Below are 12,018 nucleotides of genomic sequence, written 5' to 3'. Positions count from 1 at the left end.
CTCCCCGCCGGGGGCTCCCTGTGGCATGTTCGTGCCCACCCGGACCGGAGGAAGTTGATGAGGTTGACGCGACCGATGCTCGCCGTCACGGGCGCCGTGGCCGCCCTCGCCCTGGCGGGCTGCGGCTCCGGCGGCGACAAGGCGCAGTCCGTGCCGGTGACGGCCACGGGCAGTCTGGAGAGCCTCGCCGCCCAGGTGAAGTGCAAGCCGGACATCCAGACCGACGCCGACGAGATCCGCCAGGCGATCTGCAAGACCGGCGCGGGCAAGTTCATCCTCGCCACCTTCGCCACCGACCGCGGCCAGCGCGAGTGGATCAACGACGCGAAGGACTACGGCGGTTACTACCTGGTCGGCCGCAAGTGGGTGGCCGTGGGCTCCGACGGCCTGGTCAAGACGTTGCGCGGCACGCTCGGCGGCGACGTGGAGATCGGCGTCGACCACTCGAAGCACACCGGCTGACCGCGCCCGCGGGCGGCGCGGGCGGCCGGCGGGGCGGACACGACGAAGGCCGGTGGCGGGAGGGGGGACCCGCCACCGGCCTTCGCCGGCTCATCGGCCTGTCGCCGGAGTCAGTGAGTCATGCGCTCAACTGCACTTGCGACCGCTGTTGACACAGTTGGCGATCTTCGCCGCCAGGTTGTTCGTGGTGACGCTGATGAAGTCGTCGTGGTCGGTGGCCGGCTTGTGCAGCTGGTCCGGGAAACCGTCCACGGCGTAGGCGTTCTTGACCACACCGTTCTGGATGGTGGGCGGGGTGACCTTGTACACCAGGCGCATCGTCAGCTGCGGGATCGCCTTGAAGCCGTTGCCGCAGACCCCGCTCGCGGGATCGGCGAAGGCCACGTGCGTGCGGTGGTTGGCGCTGTCGGTGTTCTGGCTGTCCCAGCAGCTCTGGAAGGCGAACGTGCGGACCACGTTGCTGCCCTGCGGGCAGATCGGGTACTGCGACGTCAGCTGCACCTTGTTCTCGAAGCCGGTGCAGCTCCAGTGCGCGTTGGCGTTCGCCAGACCGTTGGTGGTGGTCTTGGCGTCACCGGTGATGATGCGCAGGAACTGCGGCATCGCGACGACCTTGGACGCCGGGCTGCCCACGTACTTGATCTGGGCGGAGACCGGGGTAAGGATCTTGCCGACGTTGCCTTCCTTGCCACCGCCGTCGCTGTTCTGGTCGAAGTCCTGGGTGCCGTCCTGGACCCGGACCACCGGCCAGTAGTACGACGACAGGTCGCTCTTGTTCTGGCAGCTGGTGCCGCCCTGCAGGAACGTGTCGTTGCTGGAGAACGCGTTGACCTTCTGGTTGCCGACGTAGTCGTGCAGGTGGTGTGCGCCGTTGGTCACGCCGGGCGCCACGATCACGTTGTCGGTGTTGTGGTTCTTGTTCGCGTTCACACCGCAGCGGGTGGTGAAGCTGCCCGTCGAGGCGGTCGACTGCTTCTGCGGCTTGGCGAGGACGTTCGGCGCCACCTTCGTGATGTCCACGAAGTCGGCCGCGACCGGGCCGTTGCCCGCCTGGCCGCCGATGTTCGTCGCCTGGCCGGAACCGGCGCTCGCGCTGGCGCTGGCCGCGGCGCTCGGGCTCGCCGTGTTGCCGTTCTGCCCGTTGTTCTGGCCGCCGTTGTTCTGCCCGCCGTTGCCGCCCGCGTTCGTCTGGCTGGCCGTCATCGTGGTGCAGGCCGCCAGCTGGCTCAGGCTGCTGTCGAACGTGCCGCCGACCCGCTGGATGTCGATCCGGATACGGTCGATCGTCGCGGCCCGCTTCTCCTTCAGGGGTCCGATGATCGCGTTCTGGACGAAGTTCGCGTCGTTCGTCTGGGCCTGGCGCGTGGAGGCGAGGCGGGCGTAGGCCTCGGTGATCTGCTTGTCGAGGTTGGCCAGCTCGGTCGCCACCCCCTGCCGGGCCCTCTGCGGCACGTTCGTCAGCTTCTGGCCGACGTCCGGGCACGAGATCGTCGCGGCCGACGCGGTGGCGGCCTTCGTGTAGTTCTGCCCCGCCTGGTTCGACTCGTGAGCCGAGGCGTAGAAGTTTGCCCAGATCAGCCCGCCCCCGCCGAGCGCTAGGGCCGCCGATGCGGCAATGGCCTTGTTGGCCAGTGGCGTACGGCGTTTGCGTGTGTTGCGTCCCATGGAACTCCTCTGACTTCCTTGCGGGGCAGCTCGAGGCGCCCGACAGGAGTGAAGCGGCGTCCTCAGATACGCGAGGGACACCGGAGGCGTTCAGCTGATTCACAAAAATATGTGCACCGGATCCCGGCAGAGGGTTTCAACTTGCTTTTCCGCAGGTCGAGTTGTCGTGATCTACGGCCGGTTCACGGCAGCTCGACGGCGAACCCTCAGCGTGCCCGCCGTCCGCCCTGGTCCAGATGTGCCAGAACCGCCAGCACGCGCCGATTGTCGTCGTCCGACACCTCCAGGCCCAGTTTGCTGAAAATGTTGGAGGTGTGTTTCGCGATCGCCCGCTCCGTCACCACGAGCTGCCCGGCGATCGCCGCGTTCGACCGCCCCTGCGCCATGAGTTCCAGCACCTCCCGCTCGCGCGGGGTGAGCCCGGCGAGCGGTTCGGCCGCCTCGCGCCGGGCCAGCAGCTGCTGGATCACCTGCGGGTCCATCGCCGTACCGCCGGCCGCGACCCGCCGTACGGCGTCCACGAACTGGTCCGCGTCGAAGACCCGGTCCTTGAGCAGATAGCCGACCCCGCCGCTGCCGTCCGCGAGCAGCTCGCGCGCGTACAGCTGCTCCACGTGCTGCGAGAGCACCAGCACCGGCAGCCCCGGCCGCTCCCGGCGGGCCCGCAGCGCGCACTGGAGCCCCTCGTCGGTGTGCGTGGGCGGCAGCCGTACGTCCACCACCGCGACGTCCGGCTCCAGTTCGGCCAGCGCCGCGGTCAGCTCGGGGCCGGACTCCACCGCCGCGGCGATCTCGAAGCCGTACGCCTCGAGCAGCCGCACCAGACCGTCACGCAGCAGGAAGAGGTCTTCCGCTAGGACAACACGCACGGGATCTCCATGGTCACCATGGTGGGGCCGCCCGCGGGAGAGCTGACGGCGAGGACACCGTCGAATGTACCCAGCCGCCGTTCCACCCCGGCCAGCCCCGATCCGGCGCCGACGCGGGCCCCGCCGCGGCCGTCGTCGGTCACCGCGATCCGCAGGCTGCCGTCCGCGTGGTGCAGGTCCACCCGGATCAGCTCCGCGTCCGCGTGCTTGACCGCATTGGTCAGCACCTCGCTCACCGCGAAGTAGGCGGCGGACTCGACCGGCGCGTCCGCCCGGCCGGGCAGTTCGACGGTCACCTCGGTGGCGATCGGCAGCCGCAGCGCCAACGCCCGCACCGCGTCGCCGAGTCCGCGCTCGGCCAGCACCGGCGGATGGATCCCGCGGACCAGGTCGCGCAGCTCGCCGAGGGCGTCGACGGAGTTGCGGCGGGCCTGCGCGAGCAGCGCCCGCGCCTTCGCCGGGTCGGTGTCGAGCAGCATCTCGATGGTGCTCAGGTCCATGCCCATCGCGACGAGCCGGGCCTGCGCGCCGTCGTGCAGATCCCGTTCGATGCGCCGCAGTTCGGCGGCCGAGGTGTCGACGGCGTCCCGGCGGGTCTCGGTGAGCTTCTCGACCCGGCGGGCCAGCAACTGCTCGGCGGACGGCGCGAGCTGGGCGTTCACGATCCTGAAGTGGGTACGGATCAGCGCCGGGTTGTAGCGCAGGGCGAGGGCGAGCCACCCGCAGCCGAGCAGCGCGGCCGCGGCCGCCGTGGCCCAGCCGGTGACCGGGACGAAGCCGTACCACCAGCCGTCGGAGGCGGCCACGATCGGCTGCCACAGTCCGGTGAGCAGCAGCACGCCGAAGACGCCCTCGGCGAGCAGTCCGGGCGCCAGCACGGCGACCGCCGACCCGGCGACCACGTCCACCGACAGCCAGCGCAGGTCCCGCCAGGTCGCCGGGTCCCGGACCAGCGCCATGGTCCGGTCGACCATGCCCTCGCCGCCGGTGCGCAGGGCCGCCGGCGGGGGTGCGTAGGCGGTGGGTATCGCGATGCCCGCCCACTCCTTCGCCAGCCGGCGCCGGTGGTCCGCGTACGCGCGCACCCAGCGCATCACCGGCGGGGTGGTCAACGCGCCGATGCCCAGGGGGATCAGGGTGATCGACAGCCAGGCCAGGACCGAGAGGCCGATGGACGCGCCGTAGCCCAGCAGGGCGAGGGTGAGCCCCCGTTTCGCGGCGGTGACCGCGTCGACGGCCCGTGCCCGGACCGTACCGTCCGTCTCTGCGATGCTCATACGCCCAGTCTGTCCGAGCCCCCCGCCCCGGTCACGGGGCCGGGGCCCCGTCCCCGGGGGTGGCACCAGCTACACCACCACGGCCTGCGCCCGAGGCCCGACGGGCTGTTTGCGCAGTTCCCCGCGCCCCTGGGGGTGTTGGCCCGGGCGTGTTCGCCACGGGCCTCGGGCCCCGTGAGGGGCGCGGGGAACTGCGCGACCAGCCCCCCGCCGGGCCGCGGCCGAATACGCGATGTGGCGCCCCCGCGCCCCCGCGCCCCCGTCGGGGGACCCGACCGGAGGTCAGCGGGCGGTGGGTGGGGTGTACTTGTAGCCGACCCGCCGGACCGTCTGGATCGCGGCGCGGAACTGCGGCCCCAGCTTCCGCCGTAGCCGGGCGATGTGCACGTCGACCGTGCGGCCGTCGCCGACATGCCCGTAGCCCCACACCGTGGTGACCAGCTGATCGCGGGTGTGCACCCGGTTCGGGTTGGTCACCAGATGGGTGAGCAGCTCGAACTCCAGGTAGGTCAGGTCCAGTTCACGGCCGTCGATCCGCGCGGTGCGCTGCACCGGGTCGATGCGGACCAGCGGATCGCCGACGGTGAAGGCGTCCTCGCCCCGCTCGGGCGCCGGCGGACCGGACACCGCGACGGGCAGGAACGGCGGCTGCTGGTCGGCCGGCACGAGCACCAGGTAGCCGACCATCGGCGGGTGGCCGGGCAGCGTGGGCAGGGTGTGCTGTGGCGCGGGCAGCCAAGTGGCTCCCGGCGGAAGGAAGTCCGCGACCTGCACCACCTCGTCGCGGTCGACGGCACGCAGCCGCTGCCGGGCCGGGGGACCGGCCGGAGCCGGGTGGCCCGAGACCGAGGCGGGGAGAGCGGCGGGGGAGAGAGGTGCGGTGGAGAGGGAACGAGTGGTCGCCATGAGAGGTCAGCTCTTTCACGCGAGAGGTTCGCCGGGAAGGACGACGGCCGATTCGTGGTCGGGCTCGCCGAGAGACGTACGTCGTGTCGCGCTGGCCGAAGGCCGGGGTGTACGGCTTTAGAGGGCCCGCGCGTTCGTCGCGCGGCAACACACCCGGTCGAAGTCGTGGTGCTGACGGGAAGGCCAGAACGGCTCGAGGTCATGGCGACCCGTCGCGACGCACTTCCGGTGGCTGGCCATGAGTCCATTGAAGCAGACCCGGCCCTTCGGGTGGACCCTTCTCTCACTGCTTGGGACGTCATCGGACGTCATGGGACGGCGAACGGCGCGAGGGGCGCCCCACCGTGGCCGGTGGGGCGCCCCTCGACGGGCCGTGCGGAGCTGCCGGTCAGACCTGGCCGGCCTTCTCCAGCGCGGAGCAGCACGTGTCGACGATCAGCCGCGTGACCATGTACGGGTCGACGTTGGCGTTGGGGCGCCGGTCCTCGATGTAGCCCTTGCCGTCCTTCTCGACCTGCCACGGGATGCGCACCGAGGCGCCGCGGTTGGAGACGCCGTAGGAGTACTCGTTCCACGGGGCGGTCTCGTGCAGGCCGGTGAGGCGGTCGTCGATGCCCGCGCCGTAGTTCTTGACGTGGTCGAGCGGCTTGGAGCCCTCGCCGAGCGACTCGCACGCGGTGATGATCGCGTCGTAGCCCTCGCGCATCGCCTTCGTGGAGAAGTTGGTGTGCGCGCCGGCGCCGTTCCAGTCGCCCTTGACCGGCTTGGGGTCGAGGGTCGCGGAGATGCCGAAGTCCTCGGCGGTGCGGTAGAGCAGCCAACGGGCCACCCACAGGTGGTCGGAGACCTCCAGCGGGGAGACCGGGCCGACCTGGAACTCCCACTGGCCGGGCATGACCTCGGCGTTGATGCCGGAGATGGCGAGGCCCGCCTTGAGGCAGTTGTCGAGGTGCGCCTCGACGATGTCGCGGCCGAAGATCTCGTCGGCGCCGACACCGCAGTAGTAGCCGCCCTGCGGGGCCGGGAAGCCGCCCTCGGGGAAGCCCAGCGGACGGGACCCGTCGAAGAAGGTGTACTCCTGCTCGATGCCGAAGATCGGCTCCTGCGCGGCGAACTTCTCGGCGACCTCGGTCAGCGCGGCCCGCGTGTTGGACTCGTGCGGGGTGAAGTCGATGTTCAGCACCTCGCACAGCACGAGGATGTCGTCGCCGCCGCGGATCGGGTCCGGGCAGGAGAAGACCGGCTTGAGCACACGGTCCGAGGAGTGGCCCTCGGCCTGGTTCGTGGAGGACCCGTCGAAGCCCCAGATCGGCAGTTCCGCGCCCTTGGCGTCGTCGGCCAGGATCTTCGTCTTGGAACGCAGCTTGGCCGTCGGCTCGGTGCCGTCGATCCAGATGTACTCAGCCTTGAAGCTCACGGGCCACATCCTTCGGGTGGGTCTGGGCGCACTTGCGGGTGCTGCGGCGCTGCGGCACTGGGGCGCCGCGGTCGGTGCTGCCCGGCAGCCTGTCAACAGGCCATTTCCCGATCATTGCCCGATTGTGAAGCCCGTGTTACCGGGTCGTCGTGTGGCGCGACTCACCCGGTGAGGTCCCCGTGGACGGGCCCGGCGGGGGCGGACCGGCCCGCCCGCCGGCGCCGCCCGCGACCCGGGCGTACGGGTGTGCGACGGCTCGTATGCGATGAGGTTGAACAGGTGCGCCGCCTGTTCCTCCTGTGCCGGCCCGTGGGGCGCCGGGCACAAGGCGGCGTACCTGCCCGCACGCGCCGGTCCTGCCGCTTCCGGCCGGAAGCGGCAGGACCGTGACACGTACCTCGGCGGCCCCGGACGGGACCGGGCCGCCGGCTCACCGTGGGCGTGGTCGGCCGGTCCTCACCCCACCTTCTCGATCACCGCGTGGCGGATGAGGAACTTGCCGGGCTCGCGGACCAGCTCGAAGGCCGCGTTGTTCAGCAGGACACAGCTGCCCGAGACCGAAGTGACCGTCACCGTCGTGGACTTGTTGTTGTCCAGGTTGGTGACCTTCAGCTTCGTGCCGGCCGGGAACTGGTTGCTGGACGCCGCGGGCGCCCCGCCCTCACCGGAGAGCGTGACCGTGGAGCCGTTGCAGACCTGCTGGCCGGAGGCCGCGGTGCCGCCCGTGCCGCCGGTGCTCGCCGTGCCACCGGTGTTCCCCGTGCCGCCCGTGCCCGAGTTGCCCGCCGCGGCGGACTGGGAGGGCTGGGCGGTCTGGGTCGCACCCTGCCCCGGTGCGGTGGACTGGGAGCCCTGAGCCGACTCCCCAACCACGCAACCGGCCGCCTTCTGGGTCAGTTTGATCTGGTCGATGACCGCCTGGCGGTTGGCGATCCGGGCCGCGGACTGCGCGTCCGGGTGCGCCCGCTGGTCCGCGATGAACTTCTCGTTGTTGCCGAGCGCGGTGGCGAAGCCCTGGCAGACCGTCGAGTCCGAGGCGGACAGGGTCTTCGGGGACTGCGGCTGAGCGGCGTTCGAGGTGGTCGCCAGCGCGAAGGCGCCGCCTCCCGCCACCGCTGCCGCGGTGACGAGCAGGCCGATCTTCTTCTTGGCGCTGAGAGTTCTCCTGCGCGACATGCGCGCCTCCTGAGAGGTAGGGGAGCGTACGTCGCTAGGTACGAAATGCCGAACGTGGTTACTCAGAGGTTTCTGTGATTCGCTGAAGTAACGTATGTCACAAGGGAGATGACCCTCGCCGCGCGACGGCGCGGCAGCCCCGCGACCGTCCGTCAGCCCCGCGACCGTGCCTCAGTCGCGCCGCCGTGCGTCAGCCGTACGACCGTCCGTCAGCCCCGAGACAGCGCATCGCGTACGGCGTCCTCGCTGCGGCCCACGACCGCCGTGCCGTCCTCGGCGGTGATGAGGGGCCGCTGGATGAGCTCGGGGTGCCCGGCGAGCGCCGCGATCCACCGCTCGCGCGCGCCGGCGTCCCGCGGCCAGTCCGTCAGCCCCAGCTCCCGCGCGACCGCCTCCTGCGTCCGCGTGATGTCCCACGGCTCCAGCCCCAGCCGCGCGAGCACGTCCTCGATCTCCCGCGCGGTCGGTACGTCCTCCAGGTAGCGGCGGACCGTGTAGTCGGCGCCCTCGGCGTCGAGCAGGGTGAGCGCGCTGCGGCACTTCGAGCAGGCGGGGTTGATCCAGATCTCCATGCGCCACACGCTACGCCCCCGTGCTCTGTTCGATTTTTCCGGCCGGTGTCGGGCTGCTCCTGGGGCGTCTGTGGCGGACGCCCAATTTCCTTGCTGACCAGGTGATTTGAGGGTCGGATCGGGCTGGGGATTGTCAGTGGCGGGAAGTACACTGGAAGCAGTGTTCGAGGGGGTCGCCGGAGCGTCCGGACGGCGCCCCGACCGCGACAGGAGGATGCCCGTGCCCGCTGCCGCACTGAAGCCGAAGCCGCTGCCCACCCAGTCGACCGCCAAGCGTCCCGTCCTGCTCGACCTGCCGTACGCGCCGGTGGAGAAGCGTCCACTGCCGGCCGGCCGGCCCCGGGACTGGTACGTCTCGCACAACCGCCGCCTGAAGGCCCTGCGCCTCGCGATCGCCCTGCTCGACTCCGGCGTCTACGTGCCGAACCAGGCCCGCAACGAGACGATACGGAGCACGGCCGAGCGGATCGGGGTGCATGCGCCGTCCGACACCACCTGCCACATGGTGCGGGCGCTCATGCGGTACTCCCGGTGACCCACGGTGCCGGGCGCCGCCTTCGGGCGACCCCGGCACCCCACCGGCCGTTCCACCGGCCCGACGCGCCGAATTACCGTCCGCGAAGGCCCCACCAGGCGCCGGACCAGGTACACCTCAGCCGCAGGCGGAGCCCGGCGCAGTCCGGCCCGCGGCCGCGCCGACGCCTGACGGCGGCCGCTGACGGAGCCCCCGGCTCAGCCCCCGTTCGTCCCCCCGTCCGTCAGCTCTCGTTCCAGTGGGGTGCGGAAGCGGGGGACGAACTGGGCCGGGCCCAGCCAGGCGGCGAGCCGTTCCGCCTCGCGGGCGATCGCCTCGGCGGCCTCGCGTCCGGCGCCCGCCCCCTCGTCCAGCACGCGCCAGACGATCTCGCCGTCCGCGCGCCGCGCCCAGCCCCCCACCACGCGCCCGTCCCACCACACCGTCGGCCCCACATTGCCGCTGCGGTCGAAGAGCGCGGGCCGCAGCTCCGGTGCCAGATACCAGTCGCGCTGCTGCCAGCCCATCGCCGTCGGGTCGAGACCCGGCAGCAGGGCCGCGGCGGGCGCCCCGGGCGCGGGAGCGGCCTCGGTGTCGTCGGCCGTCACATACCCCTCGCCCTCGTCGAGGGTGACCGTGCGCGCCCCGATCGCCGTCAGCGCCCGGCGCACCTCCGTCACCCGCCACCCCGTCCACCAGGTCAGATCGGCCTCCGTCGCCGGTCCGCACACCCGCAGCCAGCGCGTCAGCAGCTCCGACTGGGCCTCGGCGACGTCCAGTTCGGGACGGTCCGGGGCGGGCGCCCAGCGGAACCGGGTCGACGTCCACGACCCCAGGGGGCGGCCGCGGACCACCTTCCCCTCCACGCCGAGCACCCGCAGCAGCCGGGACGACAGGGTGTGCACGCCCTCATAGCTCTTGCCCGGCGCGTACACCCACTGCTCGCGCAGCCGCGGCTCGTCCCGGGTGAGCTCCGCGGCCGTGGCCTGCCCCCGCCGGGCCAGCGCGGCCAGGGTCGACTCCTCGACCTCCTTGAGCCACACCGCGTCCGGCGCCCCCGCCTTGGCCATGTCCTTCACGAGCGAGGCGCGCTCCCGGGCGGCCACCGCGCGCCCCGTCGACGCGTGCACCACCGCCGTCAGTTCCGCCGGGAAGACGAACACCGTGTGCCGCATCCCGTGCATCCGCACCAGCGTGCCGTCCTCGTACAGCGCCCGCTCGGTCTCCGCCACCGTCCCGGCCGGGTCCGCCAGCCGCGCCCCCACCGCGAGGTACACCGTCGCCGGGTCCGTGCCGTGCAGCGCCACCAGGGAGTCCGCGACCTCCTCCGGCGTCGCGCCGCGCGACCCCCGCGTGAGCCGGTGCCGCAGCACCAGCCGGTGGCGCCGCTCCGCGGCCTCGACGCGCCGCTGCCGCCCGTCACCCATGCCGGCCTCCTCCCGGGAAAGCGTCCACACCGGCATCCTCGCGGACCCCACTGACAATCGCCCCCGCCCGGCCCGGCGCACGGTCACCCGTTCGCCGTACTGGACATGCGTACGCCCCCGTACCCGATTTCACTGCCAACAGAAGGCCAGGAGGTGGAGGTTCGAGGGAGGGCGCGATGGACCCCGTGCACGCGACAGGAGACGGGACGGGCGCCACGACACGGCAGAACCGTGCCGCCACCAGGGCGTGGCAGGACCGTGCCGCCACCGGGGCGTGGCAGGACCGTGCCGCCACCACGGTGCGGCAGAACCGTGTCACCGCCACGGCCCGGCGGGACCGCGCGGGCCACCGGGCCCTGCCGTGACCACGCCCGTGGACCGGGCCCGGCTCGGCAAGGCCGCCCGCAGCCGGGTGCCCCGCTCCGCGCACGCCCACTGGCTGCCCTCCGTCGACCGGGCCGACCCCGTCGCCGTACTCGAACGGCAGGGCCGGGACCGGCTGCCGGAGCTGCTGCCGATCCGCTACGGACGGATGGTCGCCTCGCCGTTCGCCTTCCTGCGCGGCGCGGCCGCGGTGATGGCCGCCGACCTCGCCTCGCGGCCGCACACCGGGCTCACCGTCCAGCTCGCCGGCGACGCCCATCTGCTCAACTTCGGCCTCTACGCCTGCCCCGAGCGCGGCCTGCTGTTCGACCTAAACGACTTCGACGAGACGTTCGCCGGGCCCTTCGAGTGGGACGTGAAGCGGCTCGCCGCCTCCGTCGCCGTCGCGGGACGGGAGAACGGGCACGGCGAGGCCAAGGTGCGCCGGGCCGTGCTGGAGACCGGCGCCGCCTACCGCACGACCATGCGGCGGCTCGCGGGCCTGGGCGAGCTGGCCGTCTGGAACGAGCGCATCGACGCCGCGAGCCTCGCGCCCCTGCTGCGCTCCGCCCACGACCGCGGACACGCCGGATCCAGCCTCACCCGGGTCCGCCGCCGCACCCGCCTCCAGGCGCTCGGCAAGCTGACCGAGGTCGTCGACGGGCGGCGCAGGATCGTCCACGACCCGCCGCTCCTCGAACCCGCCGGCGTCCCGGACATGGCGTCCCTGCGCAAGATATTCAGCGACTACCGCTCCACCCTGACCGAGGAACGCCGGCTGCTCCTCGACCGCTACCGCTTCGTGGACGCCGCCCGCAAGGTCGTCGGCGTCGGCAGCGTCGGCCTGCGCTGCTTCATCGTGCTGCTCGCCGGGCGGGACACCGACGACCCGCTGCTCCTCCAGATCAAGGAGGCCCGCACCTCGGTCCTGGAGGACCATCTGCCGAGCGGGCCGTTCGTGCACCACGGGCACCGCGTGGTCGCCGGGCAGCGCCTGCTCCAGGCGACCGGCGACATCTTCCTCGGCTGGCTGAACGGGCCGCAGGGGCGCGCCTTCTACTGGCGCCAGCTGCGCGACATGAAGGGCGGCGCGGACATCGCCGGGATGGACCCCGAGGACCTCCTCGCCCACGCACGGCTGTGCGGCACCGCGCTGGCCCGGGCCCACGCCCGCTCCGGGGACCGTATCGCCATCGCCGCCTACCTCGGCGGCGCGGACACCTTCGAACGGGCCGTCACCGACTTCGCGTCGCACTACGCCGACCAGACCACCACCGACCACACCACGCTGAGCGCCGCGATCGCCGCGGGAGTGGTGACGGCGGAGCCCGGGGTCTGAGGCGGGGTCAGGCACCCGCCCCGCCCCGCCC

Annotated in this window: 12 protein-coding genes; 4 read left to right on the top strand and 8 right to left on the bottom strand. The window is 72.4% G+C overall.

All coding sequences use genetic code 11. From position 1 onward, the window contains the following. Positions 1-57 precede the first annotated feature (57 nt). Positions 58-462: a hypothetical protein gene (locus tag WN71_RS14110; protein ID WP_206300075.1), complete on the top strand. Its 405-nt coding sequence runs from the start codon at positions 58-60 to the stop codon at positions 460-462. Between the two features lie 126 nt (positions 463-588). Here the strand turns inward: WN71_RS14110 and WN71_RS14105 are convergent, their stop codons facing one another. The 7 genes from WN71_RS14105 to WN71_RS14075 all read right to left on the bottom strand — a co-directional run bounded on the left by WN71_RS14105 (position 589) and on the right by WN71_RS14075 (position 8,344). Then, on the bottom strand, positions 589-2,127 hold the full coding sequence (locus WN71_RS14105) for a DUF1996 domain-containing protein (RefSeq protein WP_046582922.1): 1,539 nt from the start codon (positions 2,125-2,127) through the stop codon (positions 589-591). Between the two features lie 206 nt (positions 2,128-2,333). Further along, positions 2,334-2,996, bottom strand: coding sequence for a LuxR C-terminal-related transcriptional regulator (locus WN71_RS14100; RefSeq protein ID WP_046582919.1), 663 nt, complete (start codon positions 2,994-2,996; stop codon positions 2,334-2,336). Then, complete coding sequence (locus tag WN71_RS14095) at positions 2,981-4,273, bottom strand: sensor histidine kinase (protein WP_046582918.1); 1,293 nt, start codon at positions 4,271-4,273, stop codon at positions 2,981-2,983. The genes WN71_RS14100 and WN71_RS14095 overlap by 16 nt, the downstream gene beginning before the upstream one ends. Before the next feature lie 282 nt (positions 4,274-4,555). Next, positions 4,556-5,179 (bottom strand): winged helix-turn-helix domain-containing protein, encoded by a 624-nt coding sequence (locus WN71_RS14090; RefSeq protein WP_046582916.1) that lies wholly within the window; start codon positions 5,177-5,179, stop codon positions 4,556-4,558. 388 nt (positions 5,180-5,567) lie between these two features. Beyond that, positions 5,568-6,596 (bottom strand): glutamine synthetase, encoded by a 1,029-nt coding sequence (glnII, locus tag WN71_RS14085; protein WP_046582914.1) that lies wholly within the window; start codon positions 6,594-6,596, stop codon positions 5,568-5,570. A gap of 456 nt (positions 6,597-7,052) precedes the next feature. Next, positions 7,053-7,772 (bottom strand): hypothetical protein, encoded by a 720-nt coding sequence (locus WN71_RS14080; protein ID WP_046582911.1) that lies wholly within the window; start codon positions 7,770-7,772, stop codon positions 7,053-7,055. A 209-nt stretch (positions 7,773-7,981) separates the two neighbouring features. Continuing rightward, positions 7,982-8,344, bottom strand: coding sequence for an ArsC/Spx/MgsR family protein (locus WN71_RS14075; RefSeq protein WP_046582909.1), 363 nt, complete (start codon positions 8,342-8,344; stop codon positions 7,982-7,984). 220 nt (positions 8,345-8,564) lie between these two features. Here WN71_RS14075 and WN71_RS14070 point away from each other — a divergent pair, with 220 nt between their 5' ends. Beyond that, on the top strand, positions 8,565-8,879 hold the full coding sequence (locus WN71_RS14070) for a hypothetical protein (RefSeq protein WP_046583117.1): 315 nt from the start codon (positions 8,565-8,567) through the stop codon (positions 8,877-8,879). Positions 8,880-9,076: 197 nt separating this feature from the next. Here the strand turns inward: WN71_RS14070 and WN71_RS14065 are convergent, their stop codons facing one another. Next, a complete protein-coding gene (locus WN71_RS14065) occupies positions 9,077-10,285 on the bottom strand; it encodes a winged helix DNA-binding domain-containing protein (protein ID WP_046582907.1) in 1,209 nt (402 codons plus the stop codon). 176 nt (positions 10,286-10,461) lie between these two features. Between WN71_RS14065 and WN71_RS14060 the strand changes: the two genes are divergently transcribed. Together WN71_RS14060 and WN71_RS14055 are read left to right on the top strand one after the other, a co-directional pair. Continuing rightward, on the top strand, positions 10,462-10,650 hold the full coding sequence (locus tag WN71_RS14060; protein ID WP_046582905.1) for a hypothetical protein: 189 nt from the start codon (positions 10,462-10,464) through the stop codon (positions 10,648-10,650). Further along, on the top strand, positions 10,647-11,987 hold the full coding sequence (locus WN71_RS14055; protein WP_046582904.1) for a DUF2252 domain-containing protein: 1,341 nt from the start codon (positions 10,647-10,649) through the stop codon (positions 11,985-11,987). The genes WN71_RS14060 and WN71_RS14055 overlap by 4 nt, the downstream gene beginning before the upstream one ends. Positions 11,988-12,018: the final 31 nt, after the last annotated feature.

The organism is Streptomyces mangrovisoli, assembly GCF_000974985.2.
Classification (GTDB): Bacteria; Actinomycetota; Actinomycetes; order Streptomycetales; family Streptomycetaceae; genus Streptomyces; species Streptomyces mangrovisoli.
Note: the sequence above shows the minus strand (reverse complement) of the source record. Positions and strands in the feature narration are given on the sequence as shown.